The organism is Pseudomonas svalbardensis, assembly GCF_030053115.1.
Lineage (GTDB): Bacteria > Pseudomonadota > Gammaproteobacteria > Pseudomonadales > Pseudomonadaceae > Aquipseudomonas > Aquipseudomonas svalbardensis.
On the sequence record NZ_CP125619.1, the window covers coordinates 4748374 to 4772581 of the forward strand.

19 protein-coding genes, 1 tRNA gene, 3 rRNA genes and 3 pseudogenes are annotated in these 24208 nt (G+C 56.0%); 10 read left to right on the plus strand and 16 right to left on the minus strand.

What is annotated here, in order from left to right; translation table 11 throughout:
* Positions 1–67 precede the first annotated feature (67 nt).
* Complete coding sequence (locus QFX16_RS21935; protein WP_283180397.1) at positions 68–1405, plus strand: IS4 family transposase; 1338 nt, start codon at positions 68–70, stop codon at positions 1403–1405.
* Between the two features lie 53 nt (positions 1406–1458).
* On the opposite strand, the gene flgE is transcribed toward QFX16_RS21935, so the two are convergent.
* The 6 genes from flgE to QFX16_RS21965 form a co-directional block, all read right to left on the minus strand.
* Positions 1459–2769 (minus strand): flagellar hook protein FlgE, encoded by a 1311-nt coding sequence (flgE, locus tag QFX16_RS21940; RefSeq protein WP_283181325.1) that lies wholly within the window; start codon positions 2767–2769, stop codon positions 1459–1461.
* A 31-nt stretch (positions 2770–2800) separates the two neighbouring features.
* Positions 2801–3523 (minus strand): flagellar hook assembly protein FlgD, encoded by a 723-nt coding sequence (flgD, locus tag QFX16_RS21945; RefSeq protein ID WP_283181326.1) that lies wholly within the window; start codon positions 3521–3523, stop codon positions 2801–2803.
* A gap of 15 nt (positions 3524–3538) precedes the next feature.
* Entirely contained in the window at positions 3539–3982 is a 444-nt protein-coding gene (flgC, locus tag QFX16_RS21950) for a flagellar basal body rod protein FlgC (RefSeq protein ID WP_074879168.1), read from the minus strand.
* Between the two features lie 3 nt (positions 3983–3985).
* Entirely contained in the window at positions 3986–4393 is a 408-nt protein-coding gene (gene flgB, locus QFX16_RS21955) for a flagellar basal body rod protein FlgB (RefSeq protein ID WP_129437599.1), read from the minus strand.
* Between the two features lie 298 nt (positions 4394–4691).
* Entirely contained in the window at positions 4692–5519 is an 828-nt protein-coding gene (gene cheR, locus QFX16_RS21960) for a protein-glutamate O-methyltransferase CheR (protein WP_008147958.1), read from the minus strand.
* Positions 5520–5565: 46 nt separating this feature from the next.
* Positions 5566–6498 (minus strand): chemotaxis protein CheV, encoded by a 933-nt coding sequence (locus QFX16_RS21965; protein WP_283181327.1) that lies wholly within the window; start codon positions 6496–6498, stop codon positions 5566–5568.
* Between the two features lie 82 nt (positions 6499–6580).
* On the opposite strand from QFX16_RS21965, the gene flgA reads away from it, so the two are divergent.
* The 4 genes from flgA to QFX16_RS21985 all read left to right on the plus strand — a co-directional run bounded on the left by flgA (position 6581) and on the right by QFX16_RS21985 (position 9174).
* A complete protein-coding gene (flgA, locus tag QFX16_RS21970) occupies positions 6581–7342 on the plus strand; it encodes a flagellar basal body P-ring formation chaperone FlgA (RefSeq protein WP_283181328.1) in 762 nt (253 codons plus the stop codon).
* 150 nt (positions 7343–7492) lie between these two features.
* A complete protein-coding gene (gene flgM, locus QFX16_RS21975) occupies positions 7493–7819 on the plus strand; it encodes a flagellar biosynthesis anti-sigma factor FlgM (protein WP_283181329.1) in 327 nt (108 codons plus the stop codon).
* A 48-nt stretch (positions 7820–7867) separates the two neighbouring features.
* Entirely contained in the window at positions 7868–8335 is a 468-nt protein-coding gene (locus QFX16_RS21980) for a flagella synthesis protein FlgN (RefSeq protein ID WP_123368748.1), read from the plus strand.
* A gap of 92 nt (positions 8336–8427) precedes the next feature.
* Positions 8428–9174 (plus strand): flagellar brake protein, encoded by a 747-nt coding sequence (locus QFX16_RS21985; protein ID WP_283181330.1) that lies wholly within the window; start codon positions 8428–8430, stop codon positions 9172–9174.
* Between the two features lie 65 nt (positions 9175–9239).
* On the opposite strand, the gene QFX16_RS21990 is transcribed toward QFX16_RS21985, so the two are convergent.
* The 4 genes from QFX16_RS21990 to QFX16_RS22005 form a co-directional block, all read right to left on the minus strand.
* On the minus strand, positions 9240–10604 hold the full coding sequence (locus tag QFX16_RS21990) for an MFS transporter (protein ID WP_283181331.1): 1365 nt from the start codon (positions 10602–10604) through the stop codon (positions 9240–9242).
* A gap of 70 nt (positions 10605–10674) precedes the next feature.
* Positions 10675–11916 carry a glutamine synthetase family protein gene (locus QFX16_RS21995; RefSeq protein ID WP_283184614.1) on the minus strand — a complete coding sequence of 414 codons (1242 nt, stop codon included), beginning with the start codon at positions 11914–11916 and terminating at the stop codon, positions 10675–10677.
* 202 nt (positions 11917–12118) lie between these two features.
* Positions 12119–12811 (minus strand): sensor histidine kinase, encoded by a 693-nt coding sequence (locus QFX16_RS22000; protein ID WP_283181332.1) that lies wholly within the window; start codon positions 12809–12811, stop codon positions 12119–12121.
* Positions 12808–14412, minus strand: a complete 1605-nt coding sequence (locus QFX16_RS22005; protein WP_283181333.1) for a tetratricopeptide repeat-containing response regulator — start codon at positions 14410–14412, stop codon at positions 12808–12810. Before QFX16_RS22005 ends, QFX16_RS22000 begins: the two co-directional genes overlap by 4 nt.
* A gap of 106 nt (positions 14413–14518) precedes the next feature.
* On the opposite strand from QFX16_RS22005, the pseudogene QFX16_RS22010 reads away from it, so the two are divergent.
* Positions 14519–14686 (plus strand): annotated as a pseudogene (locus QFX16_RS22010) (hypothetical protein); the annotation flags it as partial.
* A pseudogene (locus QFX16_RS22015) lies at positions 14686–15735 on the plus strand (hybrid sensor histidine kinase/response regulator); the annotation flags it as partial. The pseudogenes QFX16_RS22010 and QFX16_RS22015, both read left to right, overlap by 1 nt.
* Positions 15736–15742: 7 nt before the next feature.
* Here QFX16_RS22015 and QFX16_RS22020 read toward each other — a convergent pair.
* From QFX16_RS22020 to QFX16_RS22040, 5 genes and pseudogenes are all read right to left on the minus strand, one after another.
* Positions 15743–16057 (minus strand): annotated as a pseudogene (locus QFX16_RS22020) (hypothetical protein); the annotation flags it as partial.
* A 237-nt stretch (positions 16058–16294) separates the two neighbouring features.
* Positions 16295–16410, minus strand: a 5S ribosomal RNA gene (gene rrf / locus QFX16_RS22025).
* 154 nt (positions 16411–16564) lie between these two features.
* Positions 16565–19456: ribosomal RNA gene (locus tag QFX16_RS22030) — 23S ribosomal RNA — on the minus strand.
* Positions 19457–19755: 299 nt separating this feature from the next.
* Positions 19756–21294, minus strand: a 16S ribosomal RNA gene (locus QFX16_RS22035).
* Together the 16S, 23S and 5S rRNA genes form the textbook arrangement of a ribosomal RNA operon.
* An 807-nt stretch (positions 21295–22101) precedes the next feature.
* Positions 22102–22178: transfer RNA gene (locus QFX16_RS22040), tRNA-Arg, on the minus strand.
* Positions 22179–22470: 292 nt separating this feature from the next.
* Between QFX16_RS22040 and QFX16_RS22045 the strand changes: the two genes are divergently transcribed.
* Together QFX16_RS22045 and QFX16_RS22050 are read left to right on the plus strand one after the other, a co-directional pair.
* Complete coding sequence (locus QFX16_RS22045; protein ID WP_283181335.1) at positions 22471–22704, plus strand: hypothetical protein; 234 nt, start codon at positions 22471–22473, stop codon at positions 22702–22704.
* Positions 22705–22726: 22 nt separating this feature from the next.
* Positions 22727–22906: a PA3371 family protein gene (locus QFX16_RS22050; RefSeq protein ID WP_283181336.1), complete on the plus strand. Its 180-nt coding sequence runs from the start codon at positions 22727–22729 to the stop codon at positions 22904–22906.
* On the opposite strand, the gene phnN is transcribed toward QFX16_RS22050, so the two are convergent.
* Positions 22881–23453 carry a phosphonate metabolism protein/1,5-bisphosphokinase (PRPP-forming) PhnN gene (phnN, locus tag QFX16_RS22055; protein WP_283181337.1) on the minus strand — a complete coding sequence of 191 codons (573 nt, stop codon included), beginning with the start codon at positions 23451–23453 and terminating at the stop codon, positions 22881–22883. The two genes, QFX16_RS22050 and phnN, sit on opposite strands and share 26 nt — an antisense overlap.
* Before the next feature lie 386 nt (positions 23454–23839).
* On the opposite strand from phnN, the gene QFX16_RS22060 reads away from it, so the two are divergent.
* Positions 23840–24166, plus strand: coding sequence for an Arc family DNA-binding protein (locus QFX16_RS22060; RefSeq protein WP_003178899.1), 327 nt, complete (start codon positions 23840–23842; stop codon positions 24164–24166).
* Positions 24167–24208 lie beyond the last annotated feature (42 nt).

The following is a 24208-nucleotide window of genomic DNA, read 5'->3' on the forward strand; positions in this document are numbered from 1 at the left end:
TAAGGATTGTTGACTAATCCTCAGGCAGCCGGAAAATCCGGAATCTGATAAGGATTCCGGATTTTTTATGTCTGTTGCTCAGGATTTAAGCGCGGTTTTGGATTTTGCTAAGCAACCGCTCTCTCGCCTTGAGGTGTTCACCGATCATATTCCTCATGATTGGATCACCGCAGCGGCCGCTCTGGCGGATAAAGCCACGATCCGACGTCGGCGCTTGCCTTCGGACATAGTCCTTTGGCTGGTAGTCGGGATGGCACTTTTCAGAGGTGAGCCAATAGTCGAGGTCGCTCGCCGACTGAATATTTGTGCCGACGGTCTTGCTAATGAGGTGCTGTTAGCCAAAAGCGGGTTGTCGCAGGCGCGCCAGCGTCTGGGGAATCAGCCTGTCGCTTGGTTATTTCAACAGTGCGCCAATGTCTGGGGATACGAGCGCTACCCGCAAGATGACTGGCACGGTCTTCAAGTCTTTGCCGTCGACGGTGCCTTGTTTCGAACCCCGGAAACGTCGTCATTGCGGGACCATTTTGGCTCCGGCAATACCTCCTCCGATCGTCAAACCCCTTATCCGGTGCTGCGCCTTGTTGCGTTGATGAACGCCCGTTCTCATATCATCGCCAACGCGGCCATCAGCCCTTACCGCAAAGGGGAGATCCCGCTGGCCAAGGACTTCATCGAGAGCATACCCAACCACTCAGTGACCCTGCTGGACAAAGGGTTTTTCAGTGCGGACCTATTGTTGAGTATCCAAAGTACTGAAAAAAACCGGCATTGGATGATCCCGGAGCGTAAGGGTACTGTTCGCACGGAAATTGAACACTACGGCGATGGTGATTACCTAGTCCAGATGAAGGTCTCGCAGCAAGCGCGTAAAAAGAACCCACTGTTGCCTGAGTACTGGCAAGTACGGGCGGTCACCTACGAGGTCGCCGGGAAAGAAAAAACCGTCTTCACCTCCCTGCCAGCCTCGCACTTTAGCGCTGAGCAGGTCGCCACCCTTTATCACGAGCGATGGGAAATCGAACTGGGTTTCAGGGATATCAAAAGCTCAATGCAAGACAATGCCTTGACCCTTCGCAGCAAGACTGTAGACCTGGTGTATCAAGAATTATGGGGGCTGTTACTGGCTTATAACGTAGTGCGTCGAGAAGCCAGTCAGGCGGCTGTAGCTCATAAGCGGGCTCCCAGCGAGGTGAGTTTCAAGTTTGCCTGTCAGCACATCGCCAGCCATCTGGTGGTCATGGCCGGAGCGGTCTCGCCCTCACACACGCCAAGACGCCTGGACGAGCTTCGCGGCAGCATTGGTGTGCTCTTCATAGCAAAACGCCCCAGGCCTGCGAGGCCTAGGGCGGTGAAGATGTCAAAAACCCGGTATCCGGTTAACCGCAAGGCTGCTCCGCTTAAGTGAACAGCATTGCTCGATTGAGGGGCTCTTTGTGCAGCGCTTTCAGCTAACCCGCATCAGGTCATCTGAATGATGGTCTGCATGATGGTGCTTTGGGTGGAAATGGTCTTGGCGTTCGCCTGGTAGTTGCTCTGCGCCTTGATCAGGTCGACCAGTTCATTGGTCAGGTTGACGTTGGACTCTTCCAGAGAGTTGGAGTGGATCTCGCCCAAGGTACCGGTGTTCGGCGCATCGTAGCCCGGGATACCCGACGAATAGGTTTCTTTCCAACTGGTGCCGCCTACCGGTTGCAAACCTTGTTCGTTGGTGAAGCTGGCGAGCGAGATCTGGCCGATGGCCTTGGTCTGGCTGTTGCTGAAGTTGGCCAGCATGATACCGCTGGTGTCGATGGTCAGGTTGGTGATCTGGCCGGTGGCGTAGCCGTTCTGCGAAGGAATCGAACGCGCGGTGTCAGCGTTGTACTGCGTGGTTTTGTCCATGGAGACCGTAACGACGCCGGAGGCAGCGCCGTTGGCTGTCCACACGCCATTGGTCACGGTACCCGGAATCCAGCCCGTAACCTTCAGGTCAGGACTGACAATCGGCGTAGGGGTGGCAGGAGTGGTGACGGAAACCAGTTTGCCTGACGAATCGAACGCCATGGTCGAAGCGACCGGAAGGGAAGCGGCAAGAGTAGGATCGCTGCCATCCGGGTTGCGACCCTCGATCAGGGTGTAGGTCTTCCAGGTGTTGTCACCCGTCTTGACCATGTATTGGTCCATGACGTGCTTGTTACCCTGGGTATCGTAAATGGGGGTACTGAACTGCTTGGTGAAGGACGCTTCCTTGGACGGGTCAAACGGATTGGTAGTCTGGTTGATGATGGGAGCTGTGGAGTTCAGGTTGATCGTCGACGAAACCGTGGAGGTGTTTTTTGGCGCCAGGTTCGAAGTATCGACGCGCAGGTCAGTCAACACGCCATTGAGGATCTTGCCATTGGCATCCACGCCATAACCCTGCAGACGCGCAGAGCCATCGCTATTGGTGACGTAACCGTCCTTGTCGACCTTGAACGTACCGGCACGGGTGTAGGACATCGAACCATTCTCGCTCAGCACGAAGAAGCCGGAACCGTTGATGCCCATGTCCAGCACGTTGCCGGTGTTGTTGACGTCGCCCTGGGTGAACTGCTGGGAAACGTTGGCCAGGCGCACGCCGTTACCGATGGTTTTGCTGCCGGAACCCAGCTTGGTAGCCGAGTACACGTCTTCGAATTCCGCACGGGACGATTTGAAACCGGTGGTCGCGACGTTGGCGATGTTGTTGCCGGTCACGTCCAGTTGTTTGTTGGCTGCATAGAGACCGCTAAGGCCGATATTGAAAGACATATTCCACTCCTTTGTGCCGTGTTAGTCGGCTCTACATACCAATGGTTTGCACTTTGGACAGGGCGATGCTGCCCAGCCCGGCCAGGTTGAGCATCAACTCACCGCCGGTCTGGCTGATGGTCACGCTGTTGACCGTTGCCGGCAGGTACGTCACCAGCGAGGTCGCCTTGCCGTCGTAGGTCGCCGTAGCGCCGAAGGTATAGGTACCCGCCTTGGCCACTTCGCCTGCGTCGTTTTTGCCGTCCCAGATGAAAGTGGAAGTACCGGCTTTCTGGCTGCCCAGATCGATGGTGCGGACAACCTTGCCATCGGCATCGGTGATCTTGACCTTGACCGGGTCCACCGACGCCGGTACGGCCATGGTGCCGGTGAAACTCTTGGAGGTATCGACCACCGACTTGTCGGCCGGTGCAATAACCGAGCGCCCGACCAGCGACGACGCCTGCAACGCCTGGGACGAGTTGTAATTACTCGCCAGGCCACTGACGGTGTCGTTGAGCGTGGTGATGCCTTCCAGGCTACTGAACTGGGCCAACTGGGCGACGAACTCGCCGTTGTCCTGCGGTTCCAGCGGATTCTGGTTTTTCAGCTGCGTTACCAGCAACTGCATGAACGCATCCTTGCCCAGGGCCTTTTTGCCGGTGGCGCTGTTCGTTGCCGCCGCCAGGCCGTCGGCACTGGTGTTGGTCTTGATCGAGGAGTTGGCCAGGATGTCCTTGAGGCTAATGCCACTGGTGGTATCGGTAACACTCATCTGAGTCGCCCCTTATCACTGACCGAGGGTCAGGACCTTCTGCATCATGGTTTTGGCGGTGTTCATCATTTCGGCGTTGGTCTGGAACGAACGGCTCGCGGAAATCATGTCAGCCATTTCTTCCACCACGTTGACGTTCGGGTAGTAGACGTAGCCCTTGGCGTCGGCCGCCGGATGGTTCGGCTCGTAGCGCGCGTCAAGGTTGCTCTGGTCTTCGACCACGCCCAGCACTTGCACGCCTTGACCGGCCGCATCCTGGTTCTGAAACAGCGAGTCGCTGCCGCCGCTCTGGCCGCCCTGGAACATGGTGGCGAACACCGGGTGCCGTGCACGGTAGGTCTGGTCGATGCTCGACGAGACGGTCTCGGCGTTGGCGATGTTACTGGCGACGGTGTTCAAGCGAGTGGTCTGGGCACTCATGCCGCTACCGGCAATGTTGAAAACACTGGCTAGAGACATGACTTACTCTCCACGAAGGGCTGACACCAGCCCTTTGAATTTGCTGTTGAGCAGGGTGAAGCTGGCCTGGAAGTTGACCGCGTTTTCCGCGTAGTTCGACTGTTCCAGCTGAGCGTCCACGGTGTTCTGGTCGATCGACGGTTGCATCGGCGTGCGATACAGCAGCGACTCGTCGCCATTACCCAGGCCTTCGGCTTCGATATGACGGCTGTTGGTCATGTTCAAGGCGAAAGATCCGCTCTTGGTCTTCTCGTTCTGTGCGGCGAGCACTTTCGAGAAGTCCAGATCCCGAGCCTTGTAGTTTGGGGTGTCGGCGTTGGCGATGTTGTTGGCCAGGACTTCGGCACGCTGAGCGCGGAAGCCCAGGGCTTGTTCGTGGATACCGAGCGCTTTATCGAAGCTGATGCTCATGTCGGAAACCTTCGGGTGACCTGATTTTTCGTAACATGGACATAGCAAGCGTCGTGCCAATTGAAAAAATCCCGTAAACCGGGGCTTTGCGGGCAGTGGCAACGTGGCAATGCCAGAAAAGCGGCAACCGATTTCCGCCGCCTGCCGCTTTTCTGCCGCTTCACACGATCTGGAGCACACCACCTGACCCTGTGGGAGCGAGCAAGCTCGCTCCCACAGGGGATGGGCGGTGGGATTGAGCAGGCATAAAAAAACGGGAGCCCCTGAGGACTCCCGTTTTTTTGATCACGCCAACGAATCACTTCGCCTGGTAAATGATCCCCGGGCTGCACTGGACCATCTGGTAATGATCCGGCAAACCGTTCAGCGCCTCGGAAGCACCGAGGAACAGATAACCGCCTGGCTTCAACGTGCTGTGAATGCGCAACAGGATGTCCTTCTTCACCTCGGCGGAGAAGTAGATCAGCACGTTGCGGCAGAACACGATGTCGAACTTGCCGAGGCTCGCGTAGCTGTCCAGCAGGTTGAACGAGCGAAACTCCACCCGGCTCTTGATCGGTGCCTTGATTGCCCAGCGCCCCGGCCCTTTCGGGTCGAAGTAACGTTGAAGGCGCTCGGGTGACAGGCCACGGCCGATGGCCAGGCTGTCGTACTCGCCGGTCTTGCAGTTGGTCAGCATGGTGCCGGACAGGTCGGTGGCAACGATCTGCACGCCCATCTTCAACTGGCCCATGTTCACGCGCTCGAACTCATCGATCGACATCGACAGCGAATACGGTTCCTGACCCGACGAACAGGCCGCAGACCAGATCCGCAGACGCTGGCCAGGGGCGGCCTTGATCGCTGCCGGCAACACCTTGTTCTTCAAGACTTCAAACGGATAGGTGTCACGAAACCACAGGGTTTCGTTGGTGGTCATGGCATCCACCACCATCTCGCGCAAACCGCTGCGCGGCTGAGTCTGGATGCGCTGGACCAGCTCACCCAAAGACTTGATGCCTTGCTGTTCCATCAGTTTGTTGAGACGGCTCGAGACCAGGTACTGCTTGTTTTCACCGAGCAAAATGCCACAGGCTTTTTCCAGGAAGACCCGGAACTGTTCGAAATCCAAATTACCCGTAGACAAAGATGCCGCCTCTTAAATCGTATTAACCGTTAGGGGCAAAAGGCCCCTAGCTGATGTCTGCTGCTTTGATCCGGTTGACTACCCGGGATGCCAGGTCATCAGGACGGAATTTGGCAAGGAAGTCATCGGCACCGACTTTCTTGACCATCGCCTGATTGAATACACCCGACAACGAAGTATGCAGGATGATGTGAAGCTTTTGCATGCGAGGGTCGCTGCGGATCGCGGCCGTGAGGGTGTACCCGTCCATCTCCGGCATCTCGATGTCGGAAATCATCATCAGGAACTCTTCTTCCGGCTTCTTGCCCTCGTCGACCAGCTTGCGCAGGTAATCCAGCGCTTGCCGACCGTCGTTCAACGCCACCACTTCGACACCGACCGTCTGCAGGCAACGGGTCACCTGCTTGCGCGCCACCGACGAGTCATCGACCGTCAGTACTCGCAAAGACAGCGCCTTGTGCTGGGTTTCGACATCCACCACGCCAACGGAAATCGCTTCCGGGGTCGGCGCCACTTCTGCCAGCACTTTCTCGACGTCGATGATTTCGACTAACTGATTGTCGACCCGAGTCACAGCCGTCAGGTAATGATCGCGTCCCGTGCCCTTGGGTGGCGGATGAATCTCCTCCCAATTCATGTTGACGATGCGTTCCACTGACCGCACCAGGAAACCCTGGGTCTTGGTGTTGTACTCCGTGATGATCACGAAGGGATTGCTTTGATCTTTCAGCGCACCGGAACCGGTCGCCATCGCCAGATCAAGAATCGGAATGGTCGCCCCCCGAATACTCGCCACACCGCACACGACAGGACTGGATTTTGGCATCAGCGTCAGTTTGGGGCATTGCAGCACCTCCCGAACCTTGAACACGTTGATCCCATACAGCTGCTGGCCGTCGAGACGGAACAACAACAGCTCAAGGCGATTCTGCCCTACCAGTTGCGTGCGCTGGTTTACCGCATCCATTACCCCAGCCATGCACAGACTCCTACACCAACGCTTAAGTGTGTTGCGACGCGCGTTCATCACTAAACGGCACGGCGCTTGCTTTTTAACTCTTATGAACACAGAACCGACATTTTTCCGACGCCTGACATCAAACGCACGCAAATTGCTTTGCGCGGTGTCGGCCGTCTGCCTGTTCAACGCTGGCTGCCCTGCCCTTGCTGACGCGGTTACCTTGCCTGACATGCTTATCGGCGTCACTCAGGGCTTTCTTGAATTCACCGTAGAAGACTATCTGGCGACCAGTCAAACGGAAGGCCGCTACGAGATCGAGGTCAAGCAGCTCGATCCGCGGCTGCGCATGCCCATGTGCGACAAGGAATTGACAGCGTCCCTGGAGAGCCCGGCCACGCCGCTGGGGCGCGTTACGGTCAAGGTGCGCTGCGAGGGCGCGTCGCCCTGGACGGTCTTCGTACCCGCTCAAGTGCGGCTGTTTCGCGACATTGTAACCACCACCCGCCCGCTGCGACGCGCCGGTATCGTCGAGCCCCAGGATGTGACCCTGCGCGAGCGTGACATCAGTCTGATCAACCAGGGTTACCTGACTTCCGTCGACCAGGCGATCGGGCAGAAACTTACCCGACCAATGGTCGCCGACCAGGTCATGACCTTGGTGCACATGGAACAGGCAGAAGTCATCAGCAAGGGCGACCAGGTGGTGATTACCGCCCGCAGTGGAACGCTCAGCGTGCGCATGCCGGGTGAAGCGCTGTCCAACGGCGGCTTGCGCGAACAGATTCGGGTGAAAAACCTCAACTCCCAGCGGGTCATCAAGGCGCAAGTCACCGCGCCCGGCCAGGTGGAAGTGGCCATGTAGAACACTGGCGCGCCGCTCGACTGTTCCCTAGACTGTGCCCTATGCAGGGCAAGCGCTGACGCGCGCAAGCTCATTGATAAATGGGCCTAAAGTTTTTCCGGGTATGGCCGAAAACATGGCAAGCGTCCAAATACCCAGAGGTTTTTTGTCATGGTCATCGATTTCAGCCGTTTGAACAGTTCCTCGTCACTTACCGGTAGCACACGTACCAGCACCGCGAAGGAAACCGCCGAAACCGGCAAATCCGCGCCGCTGGATACCCCGGCCGAACAGGCCAGTACCGTCAAAAGCGGGGAATCGGTACATCTCAGCAATGAGGCTCAACAGTTGCAGAAGGTCACTGACAAGCTGCGCGATCAGCCTGCCGTCGACAACGCCCGCGTGGCCGAGTTGAAAGCAGCGATTGCCGATGGCAGCTACAAAGTCGACAGCAACCGTGTAGCCAGCAAACTGCTCAACTTCGAAGCCCAGCGCTAGGCCAAGGCCTGCGCCAGGCTTTTGGACGCTTAAAACCCAAGGCCAGCCATGCACGACACTAATTTACTGCAACTGATCACCGACGATTTCGCTCCAGCACAGCACTTGCTGGAGTTACTGCAAACCGAGTCCCTCGCCTTGCACGGTCGCGACATGCCACTGCTCGAAGAGATTCTGGCGCAGAAACAGGCATTGATCATTTTGCTCGATCAGCATGGCCGCAAGCGCAGTGAAATCCTCGCCAGCCTCAACCTGCCGACCAATCGCAACGGTCTGGAGCAACTTGCCAGCCATTCGAGCATTGGCGATCAGCTGTTGGAGCAGAGCGATGTATTGACCGATCTTCTGGCTCAGTGCCAGGCGGCCAACGTCAAGAATGGCCAGTCGATCCTGGTGCAACAGGCCGCGACGGCCAATCAGCTGAAAATCCTCAACGGCGGCGAGCCGCCAGCGCTCTATGATGCACGCGGATCAACCTCCATGCTTGCGAAGCCACGCCCGCTCAGTCAGGCTTGAACCTGCTGAGAAGCGCGCACTATCAAGACGCGTAACATGCTGGCAATATGCTGGCCAGTCGTAGTCATATTTTGTCTGGAGATTGATGAACCGTGTTCAATGCCTTAAGCGCGGAAGATGCTCCGCAGCCACCCAAGGTGCTCACCACGCCGTTGGAGATCTCCGGCAACCTGCGCCAGCTGCAAGACAGCCATGATCCGCTGATCATCACGTTCCATGAGCGCAGCCAGCGCTTCCAGAGTTATCTGGTGGACATTGACCGTGACAGCAACATGATGGCCCTGGACGAAATGATTCCCCGCGATGGTGAGCGCTTCCTGCTCGCCGGCGAACCGTTCAAGGTCGAAGGCTTTCATGACGGCGTGCGTATTGCCTGGGAAAGCAACGGCCCGTTGACCATCGACGAATCCGGTGACGGTCGCTGCTACCGTGGCGCCCTGCCCGCCGAGGTGGTTTACCACCAGCGTCGTAATGCATTCCGCGCAGCATTGAAGCTGGCACAACTGGTCAATGTCGATCTGGGTGGTGAAAAACTCAAGTCGCCGATCAGCGGCAAGCTATTGGACATCTCCGCCACCGGCTGCAAGTTGCGCTTCGAAGGCGACATCACGGGCAGCCTGCAACTGGGCCAGGTCTATGACCGCTTCATCGCCGCCCTGCCCTTTGGCAATATGACGGCACCCGTCGAGCTGCGTTACCTGCACTTCGAAGAAAGGATCTCCACCACCTTCGCCGGCGTACGCTTTCACAACATGAGCGGACTGGTGCAGCGACAGGTCGAGCGGTTCGTCTATCAGCTTCAGCGCGAAGCGCGGCGCTTCGACAAAGACGACATGTAATACGACGCTTCAATAGAAAACGGGCAGTCCCTTGCGGTGACTGCCCGTTTTTTTATGCATGGAATTTAAGGCCTGGCCTCGGTAAAACTTTGCTCGCGAGGTGCATCAGGGTCTTCGGGCGACGGATCGGTTTCGGGCTCTGATTCAGGTTCCGGCTCAGGGTTGATCGGGTTCTGCATCTGGTCTTGCACCACCTGCTCATCGACACGCGGGTCAAGGCAAGCGACCAACGGCGAACTCGACATACTGTCCGGCATGGCGACGTGATGCAGCGGCGCATCGTCGACCTGATGCAGGTTGGTCACCGCTTTCGGGCGAATCCGCCACACCAGCACCAACGCGAAGAAACTGAAGAAGGCATAGAGCATGTGGCTGCCGAACAGCTTCATGAGCACCCCCGCCACCAGCGGCCCGATACTGGCGCCGACACCGTAGGTCACCAACAGCATCGCTGTCAGGGACACCCGGCGATCACCCTCGACGTGGTCGTTGGAGAATGCCACCGCCAGCGGATACAGGCAGAACATCACCAGCGAACAGCAGAACCCGGTGATAAACAAAATCTCCAGCGGTACCTGTTGCATGATTGCCAGCGGCAACGCGGTAAGCGCCAGGGCCAGCGCAAAACAGCGGATCAACAGCGCCCGGTCATAACGGTCGGACAGCCAGCCTAACGGCCATTGCACCAGCAAGCCCGCAAAAATACAGCTACCCATGAACAGACCGACCTGCTCCGTGGACAACCCCTGCTGCGAGGCATACAGCGGTGCCAGACCGTAGAACGAACCGATGATCAGCCCCGCCCCCAGCACCGTGCTCAACGACTGCGGCACGCGCTTGATGAAGAACCGCGGCTCCATCGGTGCCGGGTGCAACGGTGCCGGGTGAATCCGCCGGGTCAGGGCCACCGGCACCAGGCACAGCGCGAAGCACAAGGCGACCAGCATCAGCAGTTCAAGGCCCAGGCTCGGGTGCATGACCAGAATCAACTGACCCAGCACCAACCCCAGGTACGAGGCGATCATGTAGCCGCTGAACACCGTTCCGCGCTGCGAGGCTTCGGCCTGCTCATTGAGCCAGCTTTCGATGACCATGTACTGGCACATCATGCCGAGGCCGACGATGACCCGCAGGAATATCCAGGCAGGCAACCAGTCCACCAGGCCATGGCCCAGCACCGCCGCGCCGACAATCCCGGCGCAGGCTGAATAGGCGCGAATATGCCCGACCCGGGCAATCAGCCGATGGCCGATCTTGCCACCCAGCACCAGGCCGAAATAGTTGGCCGCCATCAACGCACCGACCCACAGGCTGTCGACGTGGTCGGCGGCCAGGCGCAAGGCCAGGTAAGTACTCAACAGGCCAGAGCCGATCAACATCATCAGCGAGGCAAAATAAAGCGCTCGAAAGGGTTTCCAGATTTGGCGCATCGGCGTTCCGAGCGGCTCCTTGCAGTGAGAATCGGGCTACCCGAAAAGATAGCCCGAAGACGATGGATCGTCAGGCCTGGGCTGCCAGGACACGGCGCTCCCAGGGAGTAATTTCATCAAAGAAGCTGGTCAACTCCATGGTCTTCGAGGCGATGTAGCCTTCGATGAATTCCTTGCCAAACAGTTCCTTCGCCAATTGGCTACGTTTCAGACGCTCAAGAGCAGCATGCAAGGTACACGGCAACGAAAGATTGTCCGGCACTTCGAATTCACCCTGGATCGGCTCGCTCGGCTCCAGTTTGTGTTCAATGCCATACAACCCTGCGGCAAGGCTGGCGGCGATCGCCAGGTAAGGATTTACATCAGCCCCCGGCAAGCGGTTCTCGACCCGACGAGCGGCGGGCGAACTCGCAGGAATACGCAATCCGGCCGCACGGTTGTCGTGGGACCAGCAGGCATTATTCGGTGATGCGAAGGGATGGCACAAGCGCTGATACGAGTTCACGTTCGGTGCGAACAACGCCGTGAAATCCGCCATGCCGGCCTGCTGACCCGCGATGAAATGACGGAAGGTCGCGGTCGGCTCACCGGCCTTGTCACTGAACACGTTACGCCCGCTGCCGATCTCGATGATGCTCTGGTGAATATGCATCGAACTGCCCGCCGTGTGCGCCAGCGGCTTGGCCATGCAAACCACGGTCAGGCCATGCTTGAGCGCGACTTCTTTAAGCAGATGTTTGAACAGGAGTGTCTGGTCGGCCAGCAGCAGCGGGTCGCCGTGCAGCAGGTTGATCTCAAACTGGCTGACGCCCATTTCATGCATGAAGGTATCGCGCGGCAAGCCCAGGGCCGCCATGCATACATAGACTTCACTGAAGAACGGCCGCAAACCATTATTGGAACTGATACTGAACGCCGATTGACCGTCCTCGCGACGACCGTCCAGGCCCAGCGGCGGCTGGAACGGTTGAGTGGGGTCGGTGTTGGGCGCAAACACAAAGAATTCCAGCTCGGTCGCTACTACCGGCGCCAGGCCGAGGGCCGCGTAACGCGCGATCACGGCCTTGAGTTGACCACGGGTGGACAGAGACGAGCTTTCGCCAGTCAGTTCGTCCGCATCGCAAATAGCGAAAGCTCGCGGCTGTGTGCTCCAGGGTAAGCGATGGATCTGTGCGGGATCGGGCACCAGCGCCAGGTCGCCATCATCGCTTCCATAAAAGCGCGCTGGCGGATATCCGCCCATGATGCACTGCAGCAGCACCCCCCGTGCCATCTGCAAACGCCGCCCTTCGAGAAAGCCTTCGGCGGTCATTACCTTGCCGCGCGGTATGCCATTCAAGTCCGGCGTGACACATTCAATCTCATCAATGCCCGTCAATCGCTGTGCGAGTGAGCGATGGCCATCGGTTGTCATGACGCAATCCTTTGTTGTTGTGCGAGCCGCGAACGGCGACCCGTACAAAATAGGCTCCGCCTGTTCGGAATATCAAGCAGCGGCCAACAAAAAGAACCGGTCAGGGCAGATAGAGGTTGAACACTGCGCCACCCAGCGGGCCGCCATTGCTGATTTCGGTGCGCCCGCCCACGCCATTGCGCTGATGAAGTGCGGCAATCCGCCCGGCAAAGTACAGGCCCAGGCCAGTGCTTCCGCTGCTGTGGTTGATGCCCTGCACGTAATCGGCCTGACGCTCGATCATCTCGGGAGGATAACCCTCGCCATCGTCGTTGACGGTCAGCACCAATTGCCCGGCTTCATCGCTGACGCTGATCAACACCGCGTGGCGGGCGTAACGAATGGCGTTGTTGATGCTGTTGGCCAGCACCGACGCAATCAGCTCCCGGTCGAAGAAGCCCAGCGGGCTCAACGGGTCCACTTCATAGGTCGCCATAATGCCGCGACTGGCGAACACTTCTTGGTGCGCTGCCAATTGCGCTTCGATGAAGTCATCCAGCTCATGGTAGGCCGGCTGCAATGGCATCTGGTTGACGCCGAGTTTGTACAGCCCCAGCAACTGCACCAGCATGCCATTGAGATGCGCGAACTCGAAGTCGATGACGCCCTGCTCCGGGGTGTGCTGCTGCGGATCCGGCAAGCGCGTCAGCCATTGGCTGTGGGCCTGCATCAGCATCGCCAGGGAGTTCTTCATGTCGTGCACGGTGGAGGCAATCACCGTGGAAAAATCGAGTGCCTGTTCGCTGTCGTTCATTCGCCAAACGCCTTGCTTCGCAGCTTCTGATAACGGGAATAACGCGCATCGGTGTCAGGCATCAGGCCGACCATTTTCAGGCAGGCCCGACATTCCTCCAGCTCCGCCGAAGGCACACTGGTGTCGGTGCCGTGCAGCAGCGACTGCGCCATGTTCAGCGCGATACTGATGTTCTTGGGTTGCAGCGCCAGGGCTTTGCGAAACACCTGCCGCGCCTCCACCAGGTTGCCGGTCTTGTACACCCGCACGCCCTGACGGTTGAGTTCCGCAGCGGCGTTGCCGGAGTTGAGAATGGTCGGATCGTCGGTCAACTTGGCGATGCCCTTCATCACCGTCGGGTCGTCGCCGTAGATTTCCGCGCAGTTTTTCAACATCGAGGCACCGGCGCTGGCCTGGCCGAGCATCTGCAGTTGCTTGGCCACCAGCAGCGCCGCTTCGGCGCTCATGAACTGTTCCATGCCATCGAGGCGCATCATCGCCTGCTCGGTGAGCTTCTCGGCGGTTTCGGCATCGTTGAGCAGCAGACTGGTGGCTTTCATCAATCGCGCACGAATCTGCAAACCCGGGTCGGAAGGGTTTTCCTTGGCCACCGCACTCAGCGTCGTGTTGATTTCCAGTCGAGTCCGGGTATCCAGACCTTTTTCGCTGCCTTTACTGATCAAGGCATGGGCCAGGCCAAGGTTGCTCTCCGCATCCTTGAAACGTGACTGCGCGCCCTGCGCCACGGCCTGACGATAGGCTTTGGAGGCGGTTTCAAAATCTTCGTTGGCCATCGCCAACTTGCCGAGCAGCGCTTGCCGGCGCACCGCCAGCGGCGACAAACGGATCGCCTCTTCCAGCACATTCTGGGCCGCCTTGGTGTCGCCTTCGGCGACCAGCACATCAGCCATGCCGTCGTAGAGCGCCGGCATCATCGGGAACACTTTCAGGGCTTTTTCATACACGCCTTTGGCCTGACCGACCTGGCCACGTTTGAACAGCAACTTGCCCAACCCGGCGAACGCCCATGGCAAAGGCCGATCAGCAATGATGCTGTCATAGAGACGCTCCAGCGCCTCGTTCTGATTCAGGTCGCGCAAGGCATCAGCGCGGTAGCGCAGGCACAACGGCGAGTAGCGGATGTCTTGTTTGCACAATGCGATGCAGGCATTGAGCACTTCAACCGGTTTGCCCCGGTCAAGGGCCTGCAGAATCGGCTTGAGCAAGGTCTTGCGTTGCTCCAGCCGCTCCAGGCGTTGAGACAGGCCGGAACGGTTGAACGGTTTGGTCAGGTACGCATCAGGTTCGTGCTCCAACGCACTGAGCACCATCGCCTGACTGGTCTCGGCGGTGACCATGACGAACACGGCCTCATGGCTGATCAGCTTTTCGATCATCAGGTCTTCAAGCACCTGCTGACCGTTCTTCTTGCCATCGCCCAGGTGAAAGTCCTGCAGGATGAAATCGTAGGCCTTCTGCGAACACATACGCAGCGCCTGTTCACCGGAGTCGGCGGTGTCGACATCCTTCACACCCAGCTCGCGCAGCATGGACCTGACGGAACTGCGGAAATCCGAGAAATCATCGACGATCAAAAAACGCTTTTGGTGATACGACAGCATCGAAGATTTCCAGGCAATTTAAGAAGAAGACCATGACTGTTCGGGTTATCGGCCAGTAGGGGCGTTCCCTTGAGAAGTCATACCGTTTAGTACGCGCTAAATATGCGCCACCGTGTTGCGCCGGATCGAACGCCGGATGCAGGTCACCGGCCAGCCGGACCTGAGTGCCTATTACCAGTATCTGCAGAACAACCCCGAAGAAACCAAGGCACTGCTGGGCGACATGTTGATCGGCGTGACCAATTTCTCCCGTGACAGGGAGGCTTTCGAAGCTACAAGGATGAAGAATCGGACGGCGAATACGTCCTGGTGATTTTCGAGGAAGTCGAGGTCGACCCTGCCGAACGAGCGGCCACCACCGTGCTTCAGATCGAAAGTCAGGTGCTGTCGAACTTTGAGCGCGAACTGCAACGCACCAAGTTGCACCTGGAGGACTCCATCGAACACTCGGAAGTCTCCAGCGCAGAGCTCAAGGCTTCCAACGAAGAAATGCAGGCGATCAACAAAGAGCTGCACCTGCTTTCAGGCGCATTGATGGTCCATGCCGACCCGACGCGCCTGGAGCAAATTATCTGGAACCTGGTGAATAACGCGCTGAAATTCACGCCCTCCAACGGCCACGTGCAATTGATCGCCAGCCAAGTTGGAAACATGGCGCGGCTGGACGCCAAAGACAACGGTGCCGGCATCGCTCCCGAGAACCTCGATCACGTGTTCGACCTGTACGGCCAGGCTGAAAAGCAGCACGTCAGCCACAACCGTGAAGGCCTGGGGATCGGTTTGTCCCTGGTCCGCCAGTTGACCGAGGCCCAACGGGGAACGGTTGAGGTGAACTCTGCCGGGGCGGGAACAGGTTGTACCTTCACGGTTTACCTGCCCTTGGCCCACACCAAAGGTGAGCCGCAATCCCCGACTCAGGTCGAAGAATCCTCTGGCAGGCTGAGTGGTTTGACGATCCTGCTGGTCGACGACTACGCCGATGCCGATGTACTGGAAACCTTGAAAATGTTGCTGGAAATGGAAGACGCGCAAGTGATTGCGTTCGACCGTCCGGTGGCGGCTTTGGATGCCGCAAAAAGCACGCGCTTCGACCTGATCATTTCTGACTTGGGCATGCCGGTCATGAACGGCCACGAGCTGATGAGCGCATTGCGTCAGTTGCCGCTGGTCAAGGATGTGCCGGCCATTGCACTGACGGGCTATGGCGCCCACAGCGACATTCAAAAATCACGGCAATCGGGTTTTGACCAGCACATTGGAAAACCGGTGTCCTACGAGGATTTGATCGAAACCATTGAGAATCTGCGACGCTCCCAGATCTGAGACAGAGTCAGCGCAGGTAGGCACGCTGTACGCAGGCTCGTCGATCGATGGCCTGCCTGAGCCGCTCCTTGTGATCAGCCCAGACCCTGGGTTCGACTTTGGTTGAGCGCATCAGCACCAGCATGGCTGCCTTGGCACCCAGGTACTCCGACCAGGCATCGTCGGACCTGAGTTTCAAAGACTCGCGCTCGGTCATTTCCATCCGCCGCAGGGCCAGTTCCGGCTTATCGGTAATCACTGGACTCAAGGCCAACTGCACCCGATGCGGCGCGACGAACTCCTGGGTATCCGCGACAATCTCCCTCGCCCGCTGAGCGCCCCACTACAAACATTCAATGATCACCAACGCTTCGGCCTCTATTTTTTTGGTTCTACTTTCAGAGGAATGAAAGCTGGCAGCGCGACTGCTTGCTGATCGCGGTGAAGCGGCATCCACCGGCGAAGGCCTTATCGGTCTGGCTCGGAAGGTGTGTTCGCCGGCCCCTTACCGGACGGTTACTTTCCTGCGGACAAAACAAAACCCCTACCTGCATACGCAGATAGGGGTTTCGGAATTTAATCTTGACGATGACCTACTCTCACATGGGGAAACCCCACACTACCATCGGCGATGCATCGTTTCACTGCTGAGTTCGGGATGGGATCAGGTGGTTCCAATGCTCTATGGTCGTCAAGAAATTCGGTAGCCAGGTCGTTCTCCTTGCGGATCACGCTCCAGCGAATGGGCAGGTGATAGATTTGTGTGTTGCGTTGCGAATTTTCGACTTGTGTCGTCTTCACACACCGCAATCTGGTGCCTCTTCAGGTCAGCAAATTGCTTGGGTGTTATATGGTCAAGCCTCACGGGCAATTAGTATTGGTTAGCTCAACGCCTCACAGCGCTTACACACCCAACCTATCAACGTCGTAGTCTTCGACGGCCCTTCAGGGGACTCAAGGTCCCAGTGAGATCTCATCTTGAGGCTAGTTTCCCGCTTAGATGCTTTCAGCGGTTATCTATTCCGAACATAGCTACCCGGCAATGCCACTGGCGTGACAACCGGAACACCAGAGGTTCGTCCACTCCGGTCCTCTCGTACTAGGAGCAGCCCCTCTCAAATCTCAAACGTCCACGGCAGATAGGGACCGAACTGTCTCACGACGTTCTAAACCCAGCTCGCGTACCACTTTAAATGGCGAACAGCCATACCCTTGGGACCGGCTTCAGCCCCAGGATGTGATGAGCCGACATCGAGGTGCCAAACACCGCCGTCGATATGAACTCTTGGGCGGTATCAGCCTGTTATCCCCGGAGTACCTTTTATCCGTTGAGCGATGGCCCTTCCATACAGAACCACCGGATCACTAAGACCTACTTTCGTACCTGCTCGACGTGTCTGTCTCGCAGTCAAGCGCGCTTTTGCCTTTATACTCTACGACCGATTTCCGACCGGTCTGAGCGCACCTTCGTACTCCTCCGTTACTCTTTAGGAGGAGACCGCCCCAGTCAAACTACCCACCATACACTGTCCTCGATCCGGATAACGGACCTGAGTTAGAACCTCAAAGTTGCCAGGGTGGTATTTCAAGGTTGGCTCCACGCGAACTGGCGTCCACGCTTCAAAGCCTCCCACCTATCCTACACAAGCAAATTCAAAGTCCAGTGCAAAGCTATAGTAAAGGTTCACGGGGTCTTTCCGTCTAGCCGCGGATACACTGCATCTTCACAGCGATTTCAATTTCACTGAGTCTCGGGTGGAGACAGCGCCGCCATCGTTACGCCATTCGTGCAGGTCGGAACTTACCCGACAAGGAATTTCGCTACCTTAGGACCGTTATAGTTACGGCCGCCGTTTACCGGGGCTTCGATCAAGAGCTTCGCGTTAGCTAACCCCATCAATTAACCTTCCGGCACCGGGCAGGCGTCACACCCTATACGTCCACTTTCGTGTTTGCAGAGTGCTGTGTTTTTAATAAACAGTCGCAGCGGCCTGGTATCTTCGACCGGCATGGGCTTACGCAGTAAATGCTTCACCCTCACCGGCGCACCTTCTCCCGAAGTTACGGTGCCATTTTGCCTAGTTCCTTCACCCGAGTTCTCTCAAGCGCCTTGGTATTCTCTACCCAACCACCTGTGTCGGTTTGGGGTACGGTTCCTGGTTACCTGAAGCTTAGAAGCTTTTCTTGGAAGCATGGCATCAACCACTTCGTCACCCAAAGGGTAACTCGTCATCAGCTCTCGGCCTTAGAATCCCGGATTTACCTAAGATTCCAGCCTACCACCTTAAACTTGGACAACCAACGCCAAGCTGGCCTAGCCTTCTCCGTCCCTCCATCGCAATAACCAGAAGTACAGGAATATTAACCTGTTTTCCATCGACTACGCTTTTCAGCCTCGCCTTAGGGACCGACTAACCCTGCGTCGATTAACGTTGCGCAGGAAACCTTGGTCTTTCGGCGTGGGTGTTTTTCACACCCATTGTCGTTACTCATGTCAGCATTCGCACTTCTGATACCTCCAGCAAGCTTCTCAACTCACCTTCACAGGCTTACAGAACGCTCCTCTACCGCATCACCTAAGTGATACCCGTAGCTTCGGTGTATGGTTTGAGCCCCGTTACATCTTCCGCGCAGGCCGACTCGACTAGTGAGCTATTACGCTTTCTTTAAAGGGTGGCTGCTTCTAAGCCAACCTCCTAGCTGTCTAAGCCTTCCCACATCGTTTCCCACTTAACCATAACTTTGGGACCTTAGCTGACGGTCTGGGTTGTTTCCCTTTTCACGACGGACGTTAGCACCCGCCGTGTGTCTCCCATGCTCGGCACTTGTAGGTATTCGGAGTTTGCATCGGTTTGGTAAGTCGGGATGACCCCCTAGCCGAAACAGTGCTCTACCCCCTACAGTGATACATGAGGCGCTACCTAAATAGCTTTCGAGGAGAACCAGCTATCTCCGAGCTTGATTAGCCTTTCACTCCGATCCACAGGTCATCCGCTAACTTTTCAACGGTAGTCGGTTCGGTCCTCCAGTTAGTGTTACCCAACCTTCAACCTGCCCATGGATAGATCGCCCGGTTTCGGGTCTATTCCCAGCGACTAGACGCCCTATTAAGACTCGCTTTCGCTACGCCTCCCCTATTCGGTTAAGCTCGCCACTGAAAATAAGTCGCTGACCCATTATACAAAAGGTACGCAGTCACCCAACAAAGTGGGCTCCCACTGCTTGTACGCATACGGTTTCAGGATCTATTTCACTCCCCTCTCCGGGGTTCTTTTCGCCTTTCCCTCACGGTACTAGTTCACTATCGGTCAGTCAGTAGTATTTAGCCTTGGAGGATGGTCCCCCCATATTCAGACAAAGTTTCTCGTGCTCCGTCCTACTCGATTTCATGACCAAGAGATTTTCGCGTACAGGGCTATCACCCACTATGGCCGCACTTTCCAGAGCGTTCCGCTAATCTCAAAGCCACTTAAGGGCTAGTCCCCGTTCGCTCGCCACTACTAAGGGAATCTCGGTTGATTTCTTTTCCTCAGGGTACTTAGATGTTTCAGTTCCCCTGGTTCGCCTCTTAAGCCTATGTATTCAGCTTAAGATAACCATCTTATGATGGCTGGGTTCCCCCATTCAGACATCTCCGGATCAAAGTCTGTTTGCCGACTCCCCGAAGCTTTTCGCAGGCTACCACGTCTTTCATCGCCTCTGACTGCCAAGGCATCCACCGTATGCGCTTCTTCACTTGACCATATAACCCCAAGCAATCTGGTTATACTGTGAAGACGACATTCGCCGAAAATTCGCAATTTAACTCACAAATTTTACCTTAGCCTGAGCCGTTACCAGTGAAAGTAACGTCCAGTCTATCTTTCTATCACATACCCAAATTTTTAAAGAACGATCTAATCAAAGATTAGAAATCAATATTCACAATGGAATATTCATTTCTAAACTCTAACGAAAAAGACAACCTTATGGATGTCTATCGCCTCTACAGTGAATCAAGCAATTCGTGTGGGAACTTATGGAGCAGCTGATGTCGTCGATTAAGGAGGTGATCCAGCCGCAGGTTCCCCTACGGCTACCTTGTTACGACTTCACCCCAGTCATGAATCACACCGTGGTAACCGTCCTCCCGAAGGTTAGACTAGCTACTTCTGGTGCAACCCACTCCCATGGTGTGACGGGCGGTGTGTACAAGGCCCGGGAACGTATTCACCGCGACATTCTGATTCGCGATTACTAGCGATTCCGACTTCACGCAGTCGAGTTGCAGACTGCGATCCGGACTACGATCGGTTTTCTGGGATTAGCTCCACCTCGCGGCTTGGCAACCCTCTGTACCGACCATTGTAGCACGTGTGTAGCCCAGGCCGTAAGGGCCATGATGACTTGACGTCATCCCCACCTTCCTCCGGTTTGTCACCGGCAGTCTCCTTAGAGTGCCCACCATTACGTGCTGGTAACTAAGGACAAGGGTTGCGCTCGTTACGGGACTTAACCCAACATCTCACGACACGAGCTGACGACAGCCATGCAGCACCTGTCTCAATGTTCCCGAAGGCACCAACCCATCTCTGGGAAGTTCATTGGATGTCAAGGCCTGGTAAGGTTCTTCGCGTTGCTTCGAATTAAACCACATGCTCCACCGCTTGTGCGGGCCCCCGTCAATTCATTTGAGTTTTAACCTTGCGGCCGTACTCCCCAGGCGGTCAACTTAATGCGTTAGCTGCGCCACTAAGAGCTCAAGGCTCCCAACGGCTAGTTGACATCGTTTACGGCGTGGACTACCAGGGTATCTAATCCTGTTTGCTCCCCACGCTTTCGCACCTCAGTGTCAGTATCAGTCCAGGTGGTCGCCTTCGCCACTGGTGTTCCTTCCTATATCTACGCATTTCACCGCTACACAGGAAATTCCACCACCCTCTACCATACTCTAGCTTGTCAGTTTTGAATGCAGTTCCCAGGTTGAGCCCGGGGATTTCACATCCAACTTAACAAACCACCTACGCGCGCTTTACGCCCAGTAATTCCGATTAACGCTTGCACCCTCTGTATTACCGCGGCTGCTGGCACAGAGTTAGCCGGTGCTTATTCTGTCGGTAACGTCAAAACACTTACGTATTAGGTAAATGCCCTTCCTCCCAACTTAAAGTGCTTTACAATCCGAAGACCTTCTTCACACACGCGGCATGGCTGGATCAGGCTTTCGCCCATTGTCCAATATTCCCCACTGCTGCCTCCCGTAGGAGTCTGGACCGTGTCTCAGTTCCAGTGTGACTGATCATCCTCTCAGACCAGTTACGGATCGTCGCCTTGGTGAGCCATTACCTCACCAACTAGCTAATCCGACCTAGGCTCATCTGATAGCGCAAGGCCCGAAGGTCCCCTGCTTTCTCCCGTAGGACGTATGCGGTATTAGCGTCCGTTTCCGAGCGTTATCCCCCACTACCAGGCAGATTCCTAGGCATTACTCACCCGTCCGCCGCTCGCCACCAAGTACAAGTACCCGTGCTGCCGCTCGACTTGCATGTGTTAGGCCTGCCGCCAGCGTTCAATCTGAGCCATGATCAAACTCTTCAGTTCAAACATCTTTGGGTTTTTAAGAAACCCTAAACTTGGCTCAGCAATCGTTGGTTACATCTTTGATTTCTCGCGGAGTAACTTGTGATGCTGATAATCTTGTTGACTATCAGTCTGACCCCACAAGCACCCACACGAATTGCTTGATTCAGTTGTTAAAGAGCGGTTGGTTAAGATCTTTCGTCTCAACCGAGGCGCGCATTCTACAGCATACGCCCTCAAGTAGCACCCTTAAAAACAGCTGATTTTATTAATAAAATCAATTGCTTAGGCCAAGAACAACATCAAGCTGCTCGTTAGCGGGAGGCAAATAATACAGGATTAAAATACGCGGTCAACCCCAGTCTAAAAATTCTTTTCCTTACCAATGAGCCTGGGTTGCCACTATGAAAACTTCCAAGCTCCGTACAAAGCATCAGGGCAGCAGAAACCCAGACCACATCGTCACTGAAGCACCCCTTTTTTCGTTTTTGGCCGAGTTCAGACCTTGGCGAGCGTCAGCTTTGGGTTGTGGATTCAACCGGTCGATGCGACTGAGTGGCTAAATCGCTCAGCAGGCGCTTCGTAGTTTAGTGTTTTCCAAGGGCGACCAATAGAACAGCACTGCCCCCGGCAGACGCAATTGCGGCCAGAGCGAACTCATCAGCGTATCCATACCTCTCCTTAATAGAACGGAACGGTTATGAAAAAGCCCCGCCAGATATTTATCTGAGCGAGGCTTTTTTATGCCTGAAGCAATCCGCTTGCACCCACCCTGCCCCATAAGGGTTTATCGGAGGGGTCATGAATTTCTAGAGGCCTTGAGTTATATGGTGTCCCAGGGCAGGTTCGAACTGCCAACCTTCCCCTTAGGAGGGGGATGCTCTATCCAATTGAGCTACTGAGACACAGATCGACCACGAAGAAACGCGATGCGATGGACGGCGTGCATGTTAACGGGCAGGCCTGCTTTTGTCATGTCGTCCGTTGGGCTTTTTAAGTGTAGGCAGTCGCCTCGCAGGAGCGTGGCTTTGTTTACCGTGCAAATTGCATCACCGCAAAAAGCCATCATTGCAAAATGCAATGCAGGCACTTCGGGCAAATATCTTAATTCATTGTTTTTAAAGGATTTAATTACCGTTAAACTCTTGGCATGCGGGCTGCTTTAGCTGTTCTCGAAGAACAACGGAGGCCAGCCTCATGAACAGCACCCTTTTACTCTCGAACGCGATCGCTCTGACGGTTCTGTTGGGCTTTCATTTTATCCCCGAGAGCGGTGCTGAGCCGGTTACTCAACGCATGCCTCATTACCTTCAGGTGCAAAGAGCGCCTCAACTGGCGGTTATGAGCGACCAGCGCAGCTTTGTCAGCCAAGAGGTGAGCCAAGAGGGCATTCTGCTGCCGGCTCAGTCTTCAGAACGTTTGGTATTTTGAATCACCCCATCAGGAGCACCGCATGTCCAAATCCGCCGCAGGGTTTTTCATCCTCGCTTTACTGAGCGGCATTCTTCATCTGTCAGTGGTCCAGGATACGGCCCTCACCCTGCCTTTGATTGCCAGCGGCGTGTTCGGTGCGCTGTTTGTGCTGGCGCTGATTGCCGGACGCAAAATCAAGTTCGATCCGGTACTGCGTTAATCTTCAACAGATCCTGCAGATTGGCAACTGTGGTGAACAGTTCGCCTGAATTGTCCAGTCGATGAATCTGCGTGTCACCGATTGAACCCTCTGCCGTGAATAACCCATTGCGATGCAGCCTTGCTTCAATTTCCGTAAAACTCTCGCGACCACGGTGCAGCAGACGCTCACGCAGGACTTCATCATTGACCGTCAAAAGAACCGGCAACAGCGTTGGATACCGGTGCAGCGCTTCAGCCAGATGGCCACGAGAGCCGTTGACCAAGACATGTCGACCTTCATTGAGCCAATGATCTATTTCGATCGGAATACCGTAATCCAGGCCATTGGCGTTCCAGCACAGCGCGAAATCGCCCTCGACCCTGTGTTGCTCGAACTCTTCCCGGGAAACGCCAATCGCATCCTCGCCCACTGATTCGGCCGAACGCGTGATGACCCGACGCACCACTTCACAATTGAGCGCCTGCAACGGCTCTCGAGCGGCTTCGATGAGGCTGTCCTTGCCGGACCCAGAAGGTCCCATCAAGTAAATCAGCCTGCCATCCATCCTGAAATCACCTCCCACTGCACGTCTTCCCCTAGTAAATCGGCCAATTGCCACTATCCTGTACAAGTAAGGAACACTGATCGAATCTGCACAGCATGCGCCTTCAGGCGTCCCAGGACATCACCTGTCGGGCAAGAGGAGGCGGTCAGTAATACGGACCAGGGCAAACTTTTCAAACCAGTCCGCATTTCTGATAATTGGTGCTGGCATAACGCCTTTATCCAGTTCAATATTTGTCACAGAATTGACGCCAATGAACTGGCTACTTTGAGGCATGATGCGAGCCTCTATCAATTCAGGTTGAACATTTGGCCAGACCGCTTGTCCTATCAGACATCCTGCGGCCAATCCCGAGAACCGCTCCCCTGAACTAACCGGTTAAATATATGCGCCCATTGAAACAGGCAATTTATTCCAGCCGTACGGCTGACAAGTTCGTCGTACGTCTGCCAGACGGAATGCGTGAACGCATTGCCGAGGTGGCTCGCAATCATCATCGCAGCATGAACTCCGAAATCATCGCGCGCCTTGAACAGAGCCTTATTCAGGAAGGCGCGTTGGGCGAAGAATTGAGCATGCGCCTGGACAGCCCGGAGCTGTCATTGCACGAACGTGAACTGCTGCAACGCTTCCGTCAACTCTCCCACCGTCAGCAGAACGCTCTTGTTTCGCTGATTGCGCATGATGCCGAAATGGCCGCAGACGCTTCCTGATTTCATCCGAAAGCTCAAGCCAGCTTAATCGCTGGCTTTTTT